This is a genomic window from Jidongwangia harbinensis (assembly GCF_020216025.1).
GTDB lineage: Bacteria > Actinomycetota > Actinomycetes > Mycobacteriales > Micromonosporaceae > Actinoplanes > Actinoplanes harbinensis.
The window spans coordinates 12,951-32,640 of sequence record NZ_JAIWNC010000011.1; the positions used below are offsets into that span (position 1 = coordinate 12,951).

Consider the following 19,690-nt stretch of genomic DNA (forward strand, 5'->3'; position numbering starts at 1 on the left):
GACGCGGCTCGCAATTACCGGGGGTGGTCGCGCGACCGGGGAAAAACCGGTTGTCTAGCCCGGGAATTCGCTGTCCAGCGGCACCGAACTGCCCGGTACCAGTCCGAGCTGGACGTCCTGACGTGGCAATACCGCGTCGAGGACCCAGTCCGTCGCGACCCGCACCCGGTTACCGGGCATCGAGAGCAGATGGTAACCGCGTGTGACCACCTTGGCCGGGAAGCCACGCAGCGGAACGCCGAGCGGATTCGCCGCCGAGTCCAGCCCGCCGAGGTCCACCACGAACCCCAGGTCGTGGTGGCGGTACGCGCGGCGCCGGCCGGTGCCGTACGAGGCGGCGATGTTGCGGGCCACCGTGGCGCCCTGCCGCGTCGCGTGCTGCGCGGTCATCCCGGTGATCTCGCCCGGCCGGGTCAGGTCCGGCACCGCCGCCGCGTCGCCGCACGCGTACACGTCCGGGTGCCCGGGCACGGTGAGGAACTCGTCCACCACCAGCCGTCCGTGCGTGGTGGGCAGGCCCAGATCGGCCACCAACGGGTCGGGGCGCACCCCGACACACCAGATCAGCGACCGGGTGGGCACGTGCTCGCCGTCGCTGAGGTGGACGCCGTCCCGCATCGCCTCCCGCACGCTGGTGCCCAGCCGCACCTGTACGCCACGGCCGCGCAGCACCTTGTCGGCGGCCACGGCCAGCCGCGGATCGAGCGACGGCAGCACCCGGTCGGCGGTGTCGAGCAGCAGCCAGCGGGGCCGCCCGGCCAGCCGTGGACGGTGCCTGACCAGCGAGTCGGTGAACAGCACCCCCTGCGCGGCGACCTCGGTGCCGGTGTAGCCGGCGCCCACCACCACGAACGTGCACCGGGCCTGCCGCTCCGCCGGGTCGTCGGTGGTGTCCGCCATCTCGATCTGCCGGGTGATGTGGTCGCGCAGGAACAGGGCCTCCGGGATGCCGCGGAAGCCGTGTGCGTACTCGGTGACGCCGGGCACCGGGAGCAGCTTGTTGACGCTGCCCGCGGCGATCACCAGCCGGTGGTACCCCAGGGTGCCCTTCTCCCCCTCCGGGTCCCGGTACGACACGGTCCGTCCGTCCAGATCGAAGCCGTCCACCTCGCCGAGCACCACCCGCACGCCGGGCAGCACGGCGGCCAGCGAGACCGAGATCCGACGGGGCTCCAGAATGCCCGCCGAGACCTCGGGCAGCAGTGGTAGGTACAGGAAGTAGTCGGTGGGGTTGACGAGCACGATGTCGGCGCCGCCGCGGGAGAGCTTCGACAGCTTGCGGGCGGCGGCGAACCCGGCGAAGCCGGCGCCGACGATGACGATGCGAGGCCGTGCCATGAGAAATCTCCGTCCCTCGTGCAGACGTGCCGTGGCCGATTCACGCTATCGGAGACGGCTCTTCGGTTCACTGGACGAGACAGACGGGTAGAACGTGACCATGGCGCTTCCGATCGAGGACTACGCGGTCATCGCCGACACCCAGACCGCGGCACTGGTCGGGCGGAACGGCTCCATCGACTGGTTGTGCGTGCCGCGCTTCGACTCGGGCGCCATCTTCGCGGCGCTCCTCGGCTCCGACTCCAACGGGCACTGGACCCTGGCACCGGCGGGCGAGGTGACCGCGGTGCGCCGCCGGTACCGCCACGAGACGCTGGTGCTGGAGACCGAGTTCGACACCGCCGAGGGCACCGTCCGGCTGATCGACTTCATGCCGCCGCGCGGCGAGGCGCCGGACGTGGTGCGGATCGTCGAGGGCGTGCGGGGCAACGTACCGATGGTCATGCATCTGCGTCTGCGCTTCGACTACGGGCACGTGGTGCCGTGGGTGTACCGGGAGCAGGACGCGCTGGTGGCGGTCGCCGGGCCGGACGCGGCCTGGCTGCGCACCCGGGTGCCGACCCGCGGGGAGAACCTGGCGACCCGGGCGGACTTCACGGTGTCCACCGGCGAGCGGGTGCCGTTCGTGCTCACCTGGCGGGCGTCGCATCTGCCGCCGCCGGAGCCGATCGACCCGATCGAGGAACTCGGCGTCACCGAGGGCTACTGGCGCGGCTGGGTGTCGGCCTGCACCTACGAGGGCGAGTGGCGGGACGCGGTGGTGCGGTCGCTGCTCACCTTGAAGGCGCTGACGTACGCGCCGACCGGCGGCATCGTCGCGGCCGCCACCACCTCGCTGCCGGAGAAGCTGGGCGGCGTGCGGAACTGGGACTACCGCTTCTGCTGGTTGCGGGACGCCACCATCACGCTGCAGAGCCTGCTGTACTCCGGCTTCCAGAGCGAGGCGACGGCGTGGCGCAAGTGGCTGCTGCGGGCCATCGCCGGCAACCCGGCCGAACTGCAGATCATGTACGGGGTGGCCGGCGAGCGCCGCCTCGACGAGTACATCGCGGACTGGCTGACCGGCTACGACGGCAACCCGGTCCGGATCGGCAACGCCGCCGCCGAACAGTTCCAGCTGGACGTGTACGGCGAGGTGATGGACGCGCTGCACCAGGGCCGGCGGGCCGGGCTGAAGGCCGACGACCCGGCGTGGGGCCTGCAGGTGAAGCTGATGGAGTTCGTCGAGGAGCACTGGCGGGACCCGGACGAGGGCATCTGGGAGGTCCGCGGCGGGCCGAAGCAGTTCGTGCACTCCAAGCTGATGGCGTGGGTGGCCGCCGATCGCGCGGTCAAGGCGGTCGAGGAGTTCGACCTGGACGGGCCGGCGGACCGGTGGCGGCGGCTGCGCGACGAGATCCGGGCCGAGATCCTGGACCAGGGGTACGACGCCGAGCGCCGTACGTTCACCCAGTTCTACGGCTCCACGGAACTGGACGCGGCACTGCTGATGGTGCCGCTGGTGGGTTTCCTGCCGGCCACCGACGAGCGGGTCGTCGGCACGGTCGCGGCGATCGAGGAACATCTGCTGAAGGACGGCTTCGTCCAGCGGTACACGCAGCACCCGGGCACCGATGTGGACGGTCTCCCGCCGGGCGAGGGCGCGTTCCTGGCCTGCACGTTCTGGCTCGCCGACAACTACGCGCTGATGGGCCGGCACGCCGAGGCGCGGGAGACGTTCGAGCGGCTGCTCGCGCTGCGCAACGACGTGGGCCTGCTGTCCGAGGAGTACGACACCGAGGCCCGCCGCCTGGTCGGCAACTTCCCGCAGGCGTTCAGCCACGTGCCGCTGATCGACACCGCGCGCACGCTCACCACCGCGCACGCGCACGGCCCGACCGAGTCCCGGGCCAAGGAGGGCCTGCGGGAACCGTGACGGTCAGAGCCGGACCGCGGCCCGGGCGGCGGCCGGGTCGCGCGCCGCGAGCGCGGCCTGGGCGGCACGCCGGCAATCGTCCAGGGTGCGGGCGGCGAGCGCGGCCCGTACCGCCGGGACGGCCGGTGGCGCCATCGACAGGCTACTGACGCCGAGACCGACCAGCAGCACCGCGAAGTCCGGGTCGGCCGCCGCCTCGCCGCACACCCCGACCGGGCGGCCGACCGCGGCGCCGGCCGCGGCACAGAGCGCGACCAGCGAGAGCAGCGCGGGCTGCCACGGGTCGAGCAGGTCGGACAGTTCGCCGCTGCGGCGGTCGGCGGCGAACGTGTACTGGCTCAGATCGTTGGTGCCGACGCTGAGGAAGTCGACCACCTGCAGGATCTCCACGGCCCGCACCGCCGCCGCCGGCACCTCCACCATCGCGCCGACGGTGGGCAGACCGGCGTCCCGGCACAGCGCGGCGAACTGTGCGGCCTCCGCCACCGTGGTGACCATCGGCGCCATCACCGACACCCGGGCCCGGCACCCGGCCGCGGCGGCCGCGATCGCCGCGATCTGGGTACGCAGGATGTCCTCCCGGCGGCGGGCCACCCGCAGGCCACGGATGCCCAGCGCCGGGTTCGGCTCGTGGTCCTCGCGCAGGAACGGCAGGGGCTTGTCCGCGCCGGCGTCCAGCGTCCGGACGATCACCGGGCAGTCCGGCAGGGCACGGAACACCTCGGCGTACGCGGCGGTCTGCTCGGCCTCGGTGGGCGCGTCGATGTGGTGCTGGAACAGCATCTCGGTCCGGAACAGGCCGACCCCCTCGGCGGTCCCGCCGGTCCACTCGGCGACGCCGCCGATGTTGGCCAGCAGCGCGACCGGATGCCCGTCGGCGGTACGACCGCGCAGGTCCCCGGTCACGGCCTCGATCCGCGACCGGCGCGGCGCCGCGCCGGCCGGCTCGTCCGCACCCACCGCGACCCGGCCGGTGGCGCCGTCCACCGTGACCGGCGTGCCGTCCCGGATGTCCAGCGCCCCGGCACACGCGACCACGGTGGGCAGGCCGCGGGCCCGCGCCAGGATCGCGGTGTGACTGACGAAGCTGCCCGCCGAGGTCACCACCGCGAGCACCCGCGACGGGTCCAGCATCGCCGCGTCCGCCGGGGACAGGTCCACGGCCAGCAGCACGAACGGATGTCCCGGGTCGGGCAGCGCGGGCATCGGCAGCCCCAGGCAGTGGGCCACCGCCCGGTCCCGCAGGTCGTCCAGGTCAGCGGCGCGGGCGGCGAGCAGACCACCGGCGGCGAGCAGCGCGGAGCGGTGTTCGGCGAGCACCGCGGCGACCGCGTGCGGTGCGGGGTGGCCGGCCCGTACCGCCATCGCGACGCCGTCCCGCAGCGTACGGTCGCCGGCCAGCGCCGCCTGCACCCGGAGGATCTCCGCGGTGGTCGGTTCCGCGGCCGCGGCGGCGCGCTCGCCGATGTCCCGGCACACCGCGTCGATCGCGGCGTACGCCCGGTCCAGCTCGGCGTCCGGATCGGTCACCGGGTGCGGGGGCGGCAGCCGGGGCGGGTCGGCCAGCCGGTACGCGGGCCCGGTGGCGACGCCCGCGCTGGCGCCCAGCCCGCGCAGTACCTCGGTCATGCGCCGCGGTCCGGGTCGGTGGCGAGCTCCGGGTCAGTGGCGAGCTCCGGGTCGGTGGCGAGCTCCGGGTCGGTGGCGAGCAGCGCGGCCAGCTCGTCCAGGGCTTCCGCGGCACCCTCGCCGTCGGCCTCCAGGGTCAGCCGGGCGCCGTGCACCGCGCCCAGCGTCAGCAGCGACAGCACGCTGTCCGCCGGCACCGGGGAGCGCCCCGGCACGCGCACCGTGACCGGCGTGGGCAGGGCACCGGCCGCACCGGCGATCCGGGCCGCGGCCCGGGCGTGCAGGCCGGCCCGCGCACCCACCGCCACCGTGCGGATCACCGGTCGTACCCGGCGACGACCGCCCGGTTGATCATCTGGACCACGTCCCAGGCGGACCCGCAGGACCGCAGCGCCCGGGCCCGCGGCGGGTCCAACAGGATCTCGGCCAGCGCGGCGAGCAACTCGATGTGCCCGTCGCCGCGCGCCGCGATCGCCACGCAGACCGTCACCCGGCCGTTACCCCAGTCCACGCCGTCCGGGAACCGCAGCACGGCGAGCGCGTCGCGTCGCACCAGCCGGCGCGAGGTGTCCAGGCCGTGCGGAATGGCCACGCCCTCACCCAGGTACGTCGACATCACGCGCTCCCGGGCCAGCATCTCCTGCCGGTATCCCGGTGCCACCGCGCCGATCTCCTCCAGCACGTCGGCGCACCGGTGGATCGCCGCCACCCGGTCGGTGGCCGTCTCGGCGGTGCGGACGGCACGTGCGGACAGCACGGCACGGGCCAGTCTCATCCGGCCAGCCTCACCAGTGCACGTCTCAGCACGCCGCCATTGTCGTCCGGAACCCAGGTCACCACCAGCGCGGGTTCCTCGTACCGGGGATCCGGGGCGGCGCGGCCCGCCGGCGCGGTGGAGATGATCAGGGCGCCGTGCACCGCTCAACTCCCCCCGGCGTCGTCGACCCGGCCGCCGGTCCGCACGGCCGTCACCACCCGGGCCACCGCCGGGTCGCCGAGGAACAGGCGGAACCCGACCACCACCGAGCCCGGCGCACGGGACCGGGCCCGCGCGGTGAGCGCGGTGTGGCAGAGCACCACGTCCGCGTCGGCCGGAATGGCGCCGACCGGGTGATGCTCCACCACCACCGGACAGCTGCCGAGCTGCCGCCGGAGCTGACCCGCCAGCATCACGCTGCTGCCCATCCCGGCGTCGCAGGCGACCACCACCTTGCGGACGTTCCGGCCGTCGATGCCGGTCATCGCTCCGCTCCGCCCGTCCGACCGGCGTCCTCGTCGCCGTCCCGGCGGCCGAGGCCGAGCAGCAGCGATCCCACCGCGAACGACACGCCGGTGGCGACCACCACGCCGGCCAGCACCCCCGGGTGCGCGCCGCGCGGGCTGTTGGCGAGGTACGCGAAGATGCTGCCCGGCGACGGCGTGGCGACCAGGCCGGCCCCGGTCACCATGAATGTCACGATGCCGGCCCCGCCGCCGGCGATCGCGGCACCCACCAGGCTGGGCTTCATCAGCACGTACGGGAAGTAGATCTCGTGGATGCCGCCGAGGAACTGGATCGCCGTGGCAGCGGGCACGCTGGGCCGCAACGCCCGCGGGCCGAAGCACAGGTAGGCCAGCAGGATGCCGAGGCCGGGACCCGGATTCGTCTCCAGCAGGAACAGGATCGAGCGGCCGGTCTCGGCGGACTCGGCCACCCCGAGCGGTCCGAGCACGCCGTGGTTGATCGCGTTGTTCAGGAACAGCACCTTGGCCGGTTCGATCAGCAGGGCCGCCGCGGGCAGCAGGTCGTGCCGGATCAGCGCGTCGACCCCGGCGCCGGCGGCGTCGGTGAACACCCGCATCACCGGCCCGATCGCGAGCACACCGGCGATCGCCGCCAGCGCGCCCACGATCCCGGCGGTGAAGTTGTCGATCAACATCTCGAAGCCGGGCCGGACCCGTTCGGTGGTGGCCCGGTCGACCAGCTTCAACAGGTACGCGGTGAGCGGCCCGGCCACCATCGCCCCGAAGAACATCGGCGAGTCCGCGCCGACCACGACGCCGACCGTGGCGACCGCGCCCACCACCGCGCCGCGCTGGCCGTGCACCATCCGCCCGCCGGTGTATCCGATCAGGACCGGCAGCAGGACGTGGACCGTCGGGTCGACGAGCACGGCGAGCTGCTCGTTCGGCAGCCAGCCGTCCGGGATGAACAGCGCGGTGATCAGGCCCCACGCGATGAAGGCGGCGATGTTGGGCATCACCATGCCGGCGAGGTGGCCGCCGAACCGCTGCACCCGGGCCTTGAACCCGGCGTCGCCCGCGGCCGGCGCCGGGGCGTACAGCTCAGCCACGGGCATAGCTCCTCACTGCGACCGGGAGGGCCACCCCGGTGATCGACAGTGGAGGGCGGAGCACGGACCGCCGGGGAGGTGCGGTGGGACCGTTGTACCGACGGGATCACCCAGTGTCAACGGGTTCCCGGCCGGCGTTCTCCGGCCGGACGCGCACCGGCGCCGGTCAGGGGAGATATTCCTCCGGGCGGGACGACCTGCTGCCCGCGTCCTTGTTCCGCCCGAACAGCTTCCAGCCGCGCCGCTTCGGCTCGTTCTCCCGGCGGGTCTCGCCGTTCAGCACGGCCAGGCGGTGCTGGGCGACCGGGTTCTCCGGTTCCAGGCGCAACGAGGTCAGCAGCGCCTGCCGGGCCTGGTCGGCGTGCCCGAGGGCGTCCAGCGCCACGCCGTGGGTGAAGTAGTAGTGCGCCTCGTCCGGGGCCAGCCCGATGGCGGTCCGCGCGGCCTGCTCGGCGTCGGCGGTCTGCCGGTCCGCGGCCAGCAGCGCCCACGCCACCCGGTCGTGCCAGAGCGGGTTCTGCGGCTCCGCGATGACCGCCCGGTACGCCATCGCGACCGCCTCGTCGTGCCGGCCCAGCAGCGTCAGCGCCCGGCTCGCCGCGCCCACCGGACGCGGGTCCTCCGGCGCCAGCCGGATCGCCCGGCCGGCCGCGTCCAGGGCGGCGTCGACCTGGTCCAGCACCAGGCGGATGCGGGCCATCAAAATCCAGCCGGCCGCGGTGTCCGGGTCCTCGGCCAGCACGGTCTCCAGCAGCGCGGCGGCCCGCCCGGGGTCGACCCGTTCGAACAGCGCCGCGGCACGAGCCACCCCCAGTTCGGTGGGGGACATGCCCTCGGTGGTCGCCGGGAACCGGGCGAGGTCGGTCATCGGACTGCTCCGGGCAGCGGGAGGATGCGGCTCACACGGCCATCATCGGCAACCGGCGGCGGCGATCTGAGCGGAATCGGGTTTTCTCCCCCGGTCAGGCGTCACCGGTGGACGCCGGGGCCGGCGGGTCCGCGGGCGTGGGCGGGCACGGCGGCGTAGGCGCGCACCGGGAAGGTGCCGAACGCCGCGACCCGGGGCGGCGCCGCGGTGAACCGGGCCCCGGTCGGCGGCAGGCCGGACAGCCCGGTCAGGTGCTCCACGACCGGTATGCCGGCGGCGAGCAGGATGCTGTGCGCGGGCCGCGCTCCCCCGTTGCCGGGTGCGACGTCGTCGATGTTGACCGCATCGATGCCGACCAGCACGGCGCCGCGCTCCGCCAGCCAGGTGGCGCCCGCCGCGGTCAGGTACGGCGCGTCCTCGACGTACCGGGGAGTACCCCAGTGCCGGTCGCCGCCGGTGTGCAGCAGCACCGCCCGGCCCGCCACGTCGAGCGGGGCCAGCACGTCGACGTCCACGCCCCGGACCCCGCTGCCGGCCGTGCGGACCACCACGGTGGGCAGGTCGACGAGTCGCTCCAGCGGCAGCCCGGCCAGGTCGGTGCCGTCGGCGTACCGGTGGTACGGGCTGTCCAGGTACGTACCGGTGTTGCCGACCATGGAGATCCGGTCGATGGCGAACTCGACGCCCTCGGCGTAGGTGGCGCGGGAGGCCTCCCGGGTCAGGTGCGGCGTGATCTCCGGCCCCGGCAGCCCCGGATAGGTGATCATGCCGGCCGAGATCACGTGGCTGAGTTCCACCCAGCTGGGCCGGTCCGCCGGCATGTGGCCTCCTAGCTCAGCTGACTGACCGCCTCGGCGAGGAGCCAGATCCCGAAGATAGCGAAGAGCGCCGCGGCGCCGTACCTGATGACCTTTTCCGGCAGGTGCCGCCCGAGCAACCGGCCGACCAGGATCGCCAGCGCGTCCGCGGCCACCATGCCGACCGTGGAGCCGACCCAGGTGCCGAACCAGCCGTACTGGGTGGCCAGCGTGATCGTCGCCAGCATCGTCTTGTCGCCCAGCTCGGCCAGGAAGAACGCACCGCCGACGGCCAGGATGGCGGAACCGGTCGAGCGTTCCGCCTTGCCCTTCTCCTCGTCGGTCAGCGAGTCGCCGCGCAGCGTCCACGCGCCGAACGCCAGGAACGCGATGCCGGCGACCAGCGAGATCCAGCCGGTGGGGAGCGTGGCGCCCAGGCCGAACCCGATGCCGACCGAGACCAGGTGCACCACGGCGGTGGCCACGGTGATGCCGATCAGCACCGGCCAGGTCCGGAACCGGGTGGCGAAGGTCATCGCCATGAGCTGGGACTTGTCGCCGAGTTCGGCGACGAAGATGACCGCGAAGCTGACCGCGGTCGCGACCAGAAAACCTTCCACAGATGCCTCCCGAAGAACGACCGGGAGGGGGCGCGGGGCGACCTCGACCCGGCCGTGCGAACACAGCCAGAGCCGAAGGTCTCGTCCGCCTCGATGAGGCCGCGCGGCCGGAGACGCGAGCGTCTCAGCGTGTCGACCGCGACATTGAGGACTACTCCCCTTCGCAGGCGCCAGCCTAGCCGAGAGATCGGCCGGAAGCCCCTGGTGGTGGGGCGGGTCACCCGCCGCGGCGGGGCCGGCCGCGGGGGGCGGGGCCGGCGCGGCCCGGCCGCGCCGGCCGCGGAGCGTCGGGGGCCGCCCCCGGCCGGTGACCGCGGTGTCCCGCCGGCTCTGGGCCGCGGACACGGCCGGCGGCGGGAGCGGCCGGCACTTCACGTCGGAGGAGTTCCCCTTGACCCGCCGGGGCAGGGTGCCGTCGGCCAGGTAGGCCGCGATGGCCCCGTCCACGCACGCGTTGCCGAACAGCGAACCGGCGTGGGTGGTCCCGCCGACCCCCTCGATCAGCACCGACCGCGGGAACCGCTTGCGGACCGCGAGCGCGCCGCTGAACGGCGTGGCCGCATCCAGCGTCTCGCTGATCAGCAGCACCGGCGGCGTCTTCGCGCCGTCCACCCGGGCCGGCGTGCCCGGCTTCGCGGCCCAGCTCCGGCAGGGCGCGTTGAACCAGGCGTTGCCCCAGGTCATGAACGGCGCGCGGGCGTGGATGCGCCAGTGGTCCCGCTTCCATTGCGACCAGGACCGCGGCCACCGGGTATCCGTGCACTGCACCGCGAGGTAGATCGCGTACCCGTTGTCGGAGCCCTCGGTCTGCGGGTTGCTCTCGTCGTAGAGGGCCTTGAGCGGTGCCGGGTCCCGGCGGTGCACCCAGCCGGCGAACGCCTCGGCGACCGCCCGCCAGCCGAAGACGTAGTAGCCCGCCTGCACGAACACGTCGGTCAGCTCGGCCGGGCCGATCACCCCGCCGGCCGGTTTCCGGGCGAGGTCCCGTTGCACCGCGTAGAACCGTTTCTCCACCGCGGTGCCGGTGGTGCCGAGCCGATAGACGGCGTGGTGGTCGGCCAGCCAGTCGAAGTAGACCTTGATGTTGCGGTCGAACGCGCGGTTCTGGTCGAGGTTGGCGTCGTACCAGACCCGGCGCGGGTCGACCACGCCGTCGAACACCATCCGGCGGACCCGCGCCGGGTACCGGGTGGCGTAGACCTGGCCGAGGTAGGTGCCGTACGAGAAGCCGTAGAAGTTGATCTTTTCGGCGCCGAGCGCGCGGCGGAGCAGATCCATGTCCTGCACCGTGTCGGTGGTCTTGAGGTGACCGAGCAGCGGGCCACCCGCCTTGGCGCAGGCCTTGGCGTATCCGGCGCTCCGGGCCAGCCAGGCCTTCTCGATCGCCGCGGTGGACGGCACGAACGGCGGCCGGCGGTAACCGGCGTAGTCGCCGTCGCAGGCCAGCGCCGGCACGCTGCGGCCGACCCCGCGCGGGTCGAAACCGATCCAGTCGTACGAGGCACCGGCGCCGCCGGGCACGAAGTTGCCGAGCACCGACAGGACCTGCCCGGCCCCGCCGGGCCCGCCCGGGTTGACCAGCATGACCCCCTGGTACGGCTCACGGGTGTGCCGGATCCGGGAGATCGCCAGCCGGATGGTGGGACCGTACGGGCGGGCGTGGTCCAGCGGCACGGTCAGGAACCCGCACTCGGCCCGGTAGTTCTGCAGCACGGTGTCGGCGCAGGCCCCCCAGGCGATGGCGGACACAGATCTGGGCGCGCTGCGATCCGGCTGCGCGGACGCCGCGGGCGCGGCCACCGCCCCGCCCACCAGCAGGCCGACCGTGGCGACGAGCGCCATAGCTCTTCTCATACCCTTATGTTCCGGTCTGGGCGATTTAGCGGCGGGACGGCGCGCGGATCGGGAGGGTGATTCCCCGGACGCGCCCGGGTGACATTCCGTCCGCACCCGGGCGGGAATGTCACGATGCGAGCATGGACCAGCAGACGTTCTGGGATCTGGTCGGCGCGGTCGGGCGGGATCCGGCCGCCGACGCGTACGACCGGCTCACCGACGCGCTGTCCGACCACAGCGCCGACGACATCCGCGACTTCGCCGACCACCTCGCCCGGGCGCTGTACGACCTCGACACCCCGGCGCACTACCGGGCCGCCGCCGGCGAGGAGTTCCTCGGCGTCCGGTGCGCCGTGGTGGCCGCCGGCGAACAGGCGTACCGGCGGGTGCTGGCCAGTCCCCCGGCGCTGACCCGCTTCGCGCACCGCACACCGGCCGGATGCGCGCTGCTGCCGGTCGCCGAACGGGCGTACCGGATCGCCACCCGCCGGCCGTGGGACCACCGCACCCCGGTCTGCCCGGAGACCGGCTCGAACGCCGACGCCTGGGCGGTCTCCTGGCTGCACCCGCTGATGGGCACCACCCGCGACGGCCAGGCACCCCAGGCCTACATGACCGCGCTGCTGCACGTGGTGGTCGCGCTCGACGTGGACCCGGCCTGGCAGGCGTGGTGGCGCCGGTCCGGCGTCGCCACCTGCGAACTCGGCATCGTGGCCGAGGGCCGGCTCGACCACCTGCGGCCCAGCGCGGACATTCGCAAGATCGACGACAAGGTACGGGCCAACTTCACCTGCGCGCTGCCCGCCTCGGCCGGCTCCCGCCCGGAAGACCTGCTGGTCCTGGCCGTCGGCGAGGTGACCGGGATGTTCGAGGTGATCCGGGAGGCGATCGGCCTGCCCGGACTGCCGCCGCTGCCGCCGCTGCCGGAGCTGCCGGCCGACGTCCGCAAGGTCGAGGTGACCACCCGGGCGCTGCCGTCGGTGCCCCGGGAGCTGGAGCAGCAGGGCTACCTGACGCTGGCCCAGATCCAGGAGTTCTTCGGCTGACGCCCGGGCCGGATCGCGTTCGGGCCGGACCCGCATGCCGCAGCACTGCCGGGCGTCGGTGGAACACCAGCGTGGTTACGATCCCCGGTATACCGACGCTGGTGTTCCACTGGAGCGCTCCAGTGGCACACCGGCGTCGTTCTGGCGCCCGCACAACGACGGTAGCGTTCCACTGAGGACGGTCGTCCGACCCGGCGGCGGCGCGCACCCCGCCAACCCCTCGCGGGCCGGACGGATGTGTGGGGGTGCGGTGTGCAGCTCGCCCTAGCTCTCCACGTTGTTCGAGCCGCGTCAGCGCGTGTGGCGGCGTGGTCCGCTCCGCACCAACACTCCACACGGCCGGTCACCCTCGAGGCGAGCACCGAGCCGCCCGCAGGCCCCGCCATCCGTGACGGACCGGGTCATCCGGACACCGACGGCGCCGTCAACGCTTGACCCGCTCGGGACGGTGCGCGCCGGGCGCCCGCTGCTTCGGCACCGACTGCTTGGGTACGGACGGCGTCCCCACCACGGCCGAGCCGCCCAGTCCGATCCCGGCGTACCGGATCGGTCGCGCCTTCCGCAACCCGTGGCCGTAGCCCATCCCGGCGAGCAGCACCAGGGCGTACCCGGCCGGCACGATCCAGACCAGCGGCGCCCGACCGGGCACGCCGAGCAGCGTGGGCAGCTGGGCGAACGCCAGGTAGGCCAGCGCGCCCAGGCCCACCGTGGCGAGCCCGGGCGCGAGGAACCGTACCCACACGTTCTCGCCGCTCGGTGACCGGTTGAGGAAGATCAGGGTGGCCAGGGCGGTGGCGGTGAGCAGCAGGAACATGCCGAGCGCGCCGGTGACGGTGAGCCAGCGGACCATCTCGGTCGGCGGGTCCGGGTCCAGGACGGCCGCCGTGACGATCGCGGCGGCGGCGATCGTGCTCTGGGTCAGTGACGCGGCGCGCGGGGCGGACGTCCGGCGGCGGGCGCGACCGAGCGGCCGGGGCAGCAGTCCCTCGCGGCTGAGCGCGAACGCGTACCGGGCGATCACGTGGTGCAGGGCGACGAGCCCGGCGAGCAGGCCGGTGAGCACCAGCATCCGGCCCAGTGTCACCGCCCACGGCGCGAACCGTTCGCCGGTCAGGTCGAACCACAACTCCGGGCCGCGGGCCGCGGCCAGCGCGGCGACCTGCGGGCCGGCGGCCACGCTCATCGCCCAGGACGCGATCGGATAGAGCACGGCGAGCAGGAGCACGACGGCGTACGTGGACCGGCCGGACCGGCGCGGGCGGATCGCCTCCTCGCCGAACGCCGCGGTGGCCTCGAAGCCGACGAACGCGAACGCGGCGGCCACCAGCAGCAGGCCGAGGGCGGGCCGGTCGGCCGGGCCGCCGGGTGGCACCATGCCGGCCCAGGTGATCCGGCCGTCCGACGGGTGCAGCAGGCTCGCGACGGCCACTCCGCCGATCACCGCCAGTTCCACCAGGACCAGCAGGCCGAGCAGGCCGGCGACGACGTCGACGCGGGCCGTTCCGCAGACCGCCACCACCAGCCAGCAGATCGCCGCCACCAGCCACCAGGGCGCGGCCGCCCCGAACCAGGCGGTCAGCAGCGGCGCGGCCGCGGCACCGACCGCGCCGTACAGGCCGATCTGCAGGGCGTGGTAGGCGATCAGCGCGACCCAGGCGCCGCCGACGCCGACCGGGCGGCCGAGGCCACGGGCGATGAACGCGTAGAGCGCGCCGGCGTGCGGGCCGCGACCGGACATGGCCGCGTAGCCGGTGGCGAAGCACAGCACGATCAGGCCGACCGCGACGAAGCCGGCCGGGACGAAGCCGGTCTCGCCGCGGGCGTGTGCGGCCGGCACGGCCGTGGTGACCACGGTGAGCGGGGTGGTGGCGGCGAGGGCGAGCAGGACCAGGGACAGGGAGCCGAGACGGCCGGTGGCGAGCGTCCACGTCGATGCATCCTGGGGGGCCACGCCTTCATTTCAGTCGTCACGCCGGGCTTTGACAACCCGACGTGACGACTATCTAACCGATGGTGACAGGAAGATCGTCAGGGCTCGATCAGGATCTTCCGGCCCACGCCGGCCCGGAACTGCTCCAGCGCCTCGGCGTACGAGGCGAGCGGGAAGCGGTGGCTGACGAACACGTCCGGTGCCAGCACCCCGGCGGCCATCAGGTCGCCGGCCCGGTCGAAGCTGTGCAGCACCGCCATCGAGCCGGTGATGGTGATCTCCCGGCGGTAGATCTCGTACGGCTCGATCGCCACCCGGGCGTCGTAGTTGGCGACGCCGAACTGCAGGAACGTGCCGCCCCGGCCGACCCGGCCCAGCCCGTCCCGGATCGCCGCCTCGACCCCGGTGCAGTCGATCACCACGTCCCAGCCGCGCGGCGCGTCCAGCTCGTCCGCGCTGGTCACCGCCGCGGTGCAGCCGAGCTGCTTGGCGGTGGCCAGCCGTTCCGGATTGAGATCCACCATGGAGACGGTGGCCGCGCCGGCCCGCTTGGCCAACTCCAGCATCATCAGGCCCATGGTGCCGGACCCGTAGATCAGGTACGTCTCGGCCATGCCGCGGGGCAGCACGTCGAACCCGCGGACCGCGCAGGACAGCGGCTCGATCAGCGCCGCGTCGCCGGCCGGCAGGTGCTCCGGCAGCCGGTACAGGTTGGCCATCGGGGCGGCCACGTACTCGGCGGCGCCGCCGCCGACCGTGACCCCGATGGCGCCCCAGTTCTCGCACTGGTTGCCGCGGGCCCGCTTGCAGTAGTAGCAGTACCCGCAGTAGAGCGACGGGTCCACCGCGACCCGGTCGCCGACCGCGTACCCGGTGACCGCCGCACCCACCGCGACGATCTCGCCGGCGAGCTCGTGGCCGGGCACGATCGGGAAGGCCGGAGCGAACTCGCCCTCCATGATGTGCAGGTCGGTGCCGCAGATGCCGACCGCGGCGGGCCGGACCACCACGTCGGTGGGTCCCGGGGTGGGATCGGGCACGTTCTGGATCTCGATCGTGCCCGGGGTGACGACGACCGCTGCCTTCACTTGACGGCTCCCATCGACAGGCCTCGGACCAGCTTGTTCTGCGCCATCCAGCCGGCCACCAGCACCGGCAGCGAGACGATCGTCGCGGCGGCGCAGAGCCGGGCCAGGAACAGCCCTTCCGAGGAAATGAAGCCGACCAGGAAGATCGGCGCGGTGCCCGCGTTCGTGGCGGTGAGGTTGACCGCCAGGAAGAACTCGTTCCAGGCGAAGATGAAGCAGATCAGCGCGGTGGCGGCCAGACCGGGCGACACGATCGGCAGGATGATCTTCCGGATCGAGGTGAGCAGGCTGGCGCCGTCCACCTCGCCGGCCTCCAGCACCTCGCGAGGCACCTCGAGCAGGAAGGAGCGCATCATCCAGATCGCCAGCGGCAGGTTCATCGAGGTGTAGAGGACGACCATCGTCCAGACGTTGTCCAGCATGCCGAGTTGCTTGGTCAGCAGGTAGATCGGCAGCAGCGCGGCCACCGGCGGCATCATCTTGGTGCTGATGAAGAAGAACAGCGCGTCGGTCCACTTCGCCACCGGCCGCAGCGACAGTGCGTAGGCGGCCGGCGTGGCCAGCACGATCACCAGGAGCGTGGAGAAGATGCTGGCCATCAGCGAGTTCAGCAGGAACGGCATGATGTTGCGGTCGAACACCTGGGCGTACTGGTCCAGCGTGGGCGTGAAGAACCAGGTCGGCGGGTTGCTGGCGGCCGACTGTTCCTGCTTGAAGCTGGTCAGCACCATCCAGATCACCGGGAACACGAACGCGATCCCGGCGATCCACGCGACGGTGCCCCAGACGGTGGTGCTGAGGCGTTTGCTCATCGGCCCTCCTCCATCCGGAACAGGCTCGAGATCACCCGGAGCGCGAACGTGGCCACGATGATGGTGAGGATCACGACGATCACGCCGGCCGCGGCCGCCTCGCCGTACTCGAACTTGCGGAACGTGGTCAGGTAGATCTCGTACGGCAGGTTGGTGGTCGCCGCGCCGGGGCCGCCCTGGGTGATGGTGAACACCGCGTCGAACGTGTTGACCAGGTAGATGGATCCGAGCAGGGCGCCCAGCTCCAGGTACTGCCGCAGGTGCGGCAGGGTCATCCGGCGGAAGATCTGCCAGGCACCGGCGCCGTCCACCCGGGCCGCCTCGAGGACGTCCTCGGACTGCGACTGCAGACCGGCCAGCAGGATCAGCATCATGAACGGCGTCCACTGCCACACCAGGGTGGCGATGACCGCGGCCTTCGGATAGTTCGACACCCAGTCGGTCGAACCGCCGAACAGGCCGTTGATCAGGCCGTACGCCGGGTTGTAGAGGGCGTGCTTCCAGAGCAGGGCGGCCGCGATCGGCATCACCAGGAACGGTGTGATCAGCAGCGTACGCACGATCGACCGGCCGAAGAACTTGCGGTCCAGCAGGACGGCGAGCGCGAGCCCGAGGATCATCGAGAAGATCACCGCACCGGCGGTGAGCCAGATCGTGTTGAGCAGGGCGGCGCGGAGCCGGCTGTCGGTCAGGACGGTGACGTAGTTGTCCACGCCGATGAACTCCCGCGCCCCCGGGCGCAGGGCGTTCCAGTCCAGGGTGGACAGATAGATCGTGACCAGGAACGGCACCTGGGTGACCACGATCGCGAAGATGAGGGCCGGCAGCAGCGGGGCCCGGCGGACCCAGCGCTCCTTGGCGGGATTCCGGACCGGGGGGACGGGTGTCGCGGTCCGCCGATCCGCCCGGTCGATGACGTCGGTCATGTCTGGCCTTTCGGTGGCGCGGGGGCGTCGCCGCGGCGACGCCCCCGCGGGCCCTACTTCCGGTAGTTCTTCGCCACGTCTTCGGCGAGTTTCTGACCGTCGTTCAGCGCCTGGTCGACCGTCTTGCTGCCGGTCAGGGACGCGCTGACCTCCTGCGACACCTTGGTGCCGAGGTCCGCGAACTCGGGGATGCCGACGAACTGCACGCCCAGCGCGGGCCGCGGTTGCACTCCCGGGTTCTGCGGGTTCGCGTTCTCGATCGAACCGAGCGTGATGTCCGCGAACGCCTTGGCCGACTCCTTGTACTCGGGAATCGAGTACGTCGAGGTGCGCTTGCCGGACGGCACCCGGGACCAGCCCAGCTTCTCGCCGACCAGCTTCTCGTAGTCCTTGCTGGTCGCCCAGGAGATGAACTTCCAGGCGGCGTCCGCCTTCTTGGTGGTCTTCGGCATGGCCCACGCCCACGTCCACAGCCAACCGGAGTACTCGGTCTTGTTGACCGGCGCGTACGCGTATCCGACCTTGCCGGCCACCTTGCTGGCCTTCGGGTCCTCCAGCGTGCCGGCCGCGCTGGTGGCGTCGTACCACATGGCGGCCTTGCCCTGGCCGAACGTGTTCAGGCACTCGGTGAAGCCGGACTGCGGCGCGCCGGACTGCCCGTGCTTGCGGACCAGGTCCACGTAGAACTTGGTGGCCTCCTGGAACTCCGGCGCGTTGACCTTCGGCGTCCAGTCCTTGTCGAACCAGGTGCCGCCGTACGTGTTGACCACCGTGGTCAGCGGCGCGAAGAGTTCCCCCCAGCCGGGCAGGCCGCGCAGGCAGATGCCGGCCACGCCGCCCTTCTTGTCGTCCAACTTGGCCGCGAAGTCCGCGACCTGCGCCCAGGTCGGCTTCTCCGGCATGGTGAGGCCCTTGGCCTCGAACATCTCCTTGTTGTACATGAGGAACGAGGACTCGCCGTAGAACGGCGCCGCGTACATCTTCCCGTCCTCGCCGGTCAGCGACTGCACCATCGGCTTGAGCAGGTCGCCGGTGTCGTAGGCGGTGTCCGCGCCGGCCTGGGTGGAGAGTTCGTGCAGCCAGTTGTTCTTCGACCAGATCGGCACCTCGTACGCGCCGACGGTGACCACGTCGTACTGCCCGCCCTGGTTCGCCACGTCCTGGGTGACCTTGTCGCGCAGTTCGTTCTCCGGCAGGATCGTGAACTTCACGGTGATGCCGGTCTGCTTGGTGAAGGTGTCGGCGGTCAGCTTCTGGATGTCCTCCATCTGCGGGTTGCCGACCATCAGCGCGGTGATGGTGTTGTCCGCCGATTCGCCGCTACCGCCGGTCGAACCGGCACCGGAACAACCGGACAGCACAAGTGCGCCGGCGGTGGCGCCGGCCAACAGTACGGACAGTTTCTTTCCTGGTTTTTGCACAGCAGTTCCTCCGATTAGGACATGCGGGAACCGGCCGACATCGACGTACCTGCCGGCAGTGGGGGATGCGGAGCGATTTAGACCCGGAGCACCTGCGGCCCGAGCCGGGAATAACGGTGCGCCTCGGACGCCGGCAGACCGGTGTCCGTGACCAGTGACTCGAAATCGGAAATCTCGGCGAAACGGCAGAAAGTCCGTACGCCGAATTTGGTGTGCATGCCGACGAATATTCGTCGGCGGGCGGCTCGCACGGCGTGTGCCTTCACGTCCGCCACCGCGGGATCGGGGGTGGTCAGCCCCACCTCGCGGGAGATCCCGTTGGCGCCCACGAAGGCGAGGTCGAGGACGAATCCGGCGAGCATGCCGCTGGCCCAGTGATCGACCGTGGCCAGCGTGCGGCCGCGGACCCGGCCGCCGAGCAGCAGCACGGTGGCCGGACTGTTGGTGGACAGCCACGCCGCCGTGTTGAGCGACGCGGTCACCACGGTGAGCGGGCGGTCCGTGGGCAGCGCCTCCGCGATCAGTTGCGGAGTGAATCCCTCGTCGATGAAGATGGTTTCCGCGTCGCCGATGAGTGCGACCGCCGCCGCGGCGATCCGACGCTTTTCCGGAACCCCGCGGGTGGTCCGGATCGCCAGATCGGTCTCGAACTTCGCGGTTTCCACGGGGTACGCGCCGCCGTGTGTGCGGCGGAGCAGTCCGTGCTTTTCCAGAAGGCGCAGATCACGCCGGATCGTTTCCGCCGAAACGGCGAGTTCGGCGGCGAGTTTCGCCACGTCGACTTCGCCTTGGCGTCGCGCCAGGGCGACGATCCGGTGTTGCCGTTCCTCTGCATTCAATCCGCACCTCCGGCCGCCACGGCGGTCGCATTTCGTGCCGCGCCTGCCGTGGACCATTTGTAACACCGGGGAAACCTGTGGGCTCCGTCACAGACCAGGCAACTTTGTTGGAACCTTGCCCGATTTCCCGCGCCGACAGACGCGACCAGAACCCATCAGGACGGCACGAACTGGGAGGAAAGTCGTGCCCGAATGACCGCAGCCCATGACCGAATCATGCCCGGGCGTGTGAGAGCGGGTACGGCGGTCATGTGAGTTCGGGCGCACCCCCGACCCGGAACGCCTCAGATCA

19 protein-coding genes and 1 pseudogene are annotated in these 19,690 nt (G+C 72.3%); 3 read left to right on the forward strand and 17 right to left on the reverse strand.

Annotated features, from left to right (window positions below):
* Nucleotides 1-54: 54 nt before the first annotated feature.
* Complete coding sequence (locus LDL48_RS16245; RefSeq protein WP_225255971.1) at nt 55-1,338, reverse strand: NAD(P)/FAD-dependent oxidoreductase; 1,284 nt, start codon at nt 1,336-1,338, stop codon at nt 55-57.
* A 100-nt stretch (nt 1,339-1,438) separates the two neighbouring features.
* On the opposite strand from LDL48_RS16245, the gene LDL48_RS16250 reads away from it, so the two are divergent.
* Nucleotides 1,439-3,253, forward strand: coding sequence for a glycoside hydrolase family 15 protein (locus tag LDL48_RS16250; RefSeq protein ID WP_225255972.1), 1,815 nt, complete (start codon nt 1,439-1,441; stop codon nt 3,251-3,253).
* 3 nt (nt 3,254-3,256) lie between these two features.
* Here LDL48_RS16250 and LDL48_RS16255 read toward each other — a convergent pair whose 3' ends face one another.
* From LDL48_RS16255 to LDL48_RS16300, 10 genes and pseudogenes are all read right to left on the reverse strand, one after another.
* Nucleotides 3,257-4,882, reverse strand: a complete 1,626-nt coding sequence (locus LDL48_RS16255; protein ID WP_225255973.1) for a putative PEP-binding protein — start codon at nt 4,880-4,882, stop codon at nt 3,257-3,259.
* Nucleotides 4,879-5,202 carry an HPr family phosphocarrier protein gene (locus LDL48_RS16260; RefSeq protein ID WP_225255974.1) on the reverse strand — a complete coding sequence of 108 codons (324 nt, stop codon included), beginning with the start codon at nt 5,200-5,202 and terminating at the stop codon, nt 4,879-4,881. The genes LDL48_RS16255 and LDL48_RS16260 overlap by 4 nt, the downstream gene beginning before the upstream one ends.
* The gene (locus LDL48_RS16265; protein ID WP_225256189.1) at nt 5,199-5,651 is read right to left on the reverse strand and encodes a PTS mannitol transporter subunit IIA; all 453 of its coding nucleotides are present in this window, start codon (nt 5,649-5,651) and stop codon (nt 5,199-5,201) included. Before LDL48_RS16265 ends, LDL48_RS16260 begins: the two co-directional genes overlap by 4 nt.
* A 2-nt stretch (nt 5,652-5,653) precedes the next feature.
* Nucleotides 5,654-5,800, reverse strand: coding sequence for a hypothetical protein (locus LDL48_RS16270; RefSeq protein ID WP_225255975.1), 147 nt, complete (start codon nt 5,798-5,800; stop codon nt 5,654-5,656).
* 3 nt (nt 5,801-5,803) lie between these two features.
* Nucleotides 5,804-6,124 carry a PTS lactose transporter subunit IIB gene (locus LDL48_RS16275; RefSeq protein ID WP_225255976.1) on the reverse strand — a complete coding sequence of 107 codons (321 nt, stop codon included), beginning with the start codon at nt 6,122-6,124 and terminating at the stop codon, nt 5,804-5,806.
* Nucleotides 6,121-7,215, reverse strand: a complete 1,095-nt coding sequence (locus LDL48_RS16280; RefSeq protein WP_372472128.1) for a PTS transporter subunit EIIC — start codon at nt 7,213-7,215, stop codon at nt 6,121-6,123. Before LDL48_RS16280 ends, LDL48_RS16275 begins: the two co-directional genes overlap by 4 nt.
* Before the next feature lie 166 nt (nt 7,216-7,381).
* On the reverse strand, nt 7,382-8,083 hold the full coding sequence (locus LDL48_RS16285) for a tetratricopeptide repeat protein (protein WP_225255977.1): 702 nt from the start codon (nt 8,081-8,083) through the stop codon (nt 7,382-7,384).
* Nucleotides 8,084-8,184: 101 nt separating this feature from the next.
* Nucleotides 8,185-8,904: a cyclase family protein gene (locus LDL48_RS16290; protein ID WP_308016464.1), complete on the reverse strand. Its 720-nt coding sequence runs from the start codon at nt 8,902-8,904 to the stop codon at nt 8,185-8,187.
* An 8-nt stretch (nt 8,905-8,912) separates the two neighbouring features.
* The gene (locus LDL48_RS16295) at nt 8,913-9,500 is read right to left on the reverse strand and encodes a TMEM165/GDT1 family protein (protein WP_225256192.1); all 588 of its coding nucleotides are present in this window, start codon (nt 9,498-9,500) and stop codon (nt 8,913-8,915) included.
* A gap of 408 nt (nt 9,501-9,908) precedes the next feature.
* Nucleotides 9,909-11,354: pseudogene (locus LDL48_RS16300) on the reverse strand (alpha/beta hydrolase); the annotation flags it as partial.
* A 122-nt stretch (nt 11,355-11,476) separates the two neighbouring features.
* Here LDL48_RS16300 and LDL48_RS16305 point away from each other — a divergent pair.
* A complete protein-coding gene (locus tag LDL48_RS16305) occupies nt 11,477-12,382 on the forward strand; it encodes a DUF4240 domain-containing protein (RefSeq protein WP_225255978.1) in 906 nt (301 codons plus the stop codon).
* Between the two features lie 424 nt (nt 12,383-12,806).
* On the opposite strand, the gene LDL48_RS16310 is transcribed toward LDL48_RS16305, so the two are convergent.
* From LDL48_RS16310 to LDL48_RS16335, 6 genes are all read right to left on the reverse strand, one after another.
* Nucleotides 12,807-14,333, reverse strand: a complete 1,527-nt coding sequence (locus LDL48_RS16310; protein ID WP_225255979.1) for an APC family permease — start codon at nt 14,331-14,333, stop codon at nt 12,807-12,809.
* A 77-nt stretch (nt 14,334-14,410) separates the two neighbouring features.
* Nucleotides 14,411-15,400: a zinc-dependent alcohol dehydrogenase family protein gene (locus LDL48_RS16315; RefSeq protein ID WP_225255980.1), complete on the reverse strand. Its 990-nt coding sequence runs from the start codon at nt 15,398-15,400 to the stop codon at nt 14,411-14,413.
* Complete coding sequence (locus tag LDL48_RS16320; RefSeq protein ID WP_225255981.1) at nt 15,397-16,212, reverse strand: carbohydrate ABC transporter permease; 816 nt, start codon at nt 16,210-16,212, stop codon at nt 15,397-15,399. The genes LDL48_RS16315 and LDL48_RS16320 overlap by 4 nt, the downstream gene beginning before the upstream one ends.
* Nucleotides 16,209-17,138 carry a carbohydrate ABC transporter permease gene (locus LDL48_RS16325; protein WP_225255982.1) on the reverse strand — a complete coding sequence of 310 codons (930 nt, stop codon included), beginning with the start codon at nt 17,136-17,138 and terminating at the stop codon, nt 16,209-16,211. Before LDL48_RS16325 ends, LDL48_RS16320 begins: the two co-directional genes overlap by 4 nt.
* A 53-nt stretch (nt 17,139-17,191) precedes the next feature.
* The gene (locus LDL48_RS16330; protein WP_225255983.1) at nt 17,192-18,559 is read right to left on the reverse strand and encodes an ABC transporter substrate-binding protein; all 1,368 of its coding nucleotides are present in this window, start codon (nt 18,557-18,559) and stop codon (nt 17,192-17,194) included.
* A gap of 77 nt (nt 18,560-18,636) precedes the next feature.
* Nucleotides 18,637-19,335: a DeoR/GlpR family DNA-binding transcription regulator gene (locus LDL48_RS16335; RefSeq protein WP_225255984.1), complete on the reverse strand. Its 699-nt coding sequence runs from the start codon at nt 19,333-19,335 to the stop codon at nt 18,637-18,639.
* Here LDL48_RS16335 and LDL48_RS44530 point away from each other — a divergent pair.
* Entirely contained in the window at nt 19,261-19,461 is a 201-nt protein-coding gene (locus tag LDL48_RS44530) for a hypothetical protein (RefSeq protein WP_225256208.1), read from the forward strand. The genes LDL48_RS16335 and LDL48_RS44530 overlap by 75 nt on opposite strands.
* Nucleotides 19,462-19,690: the final 229 nt, after the last annotated feature.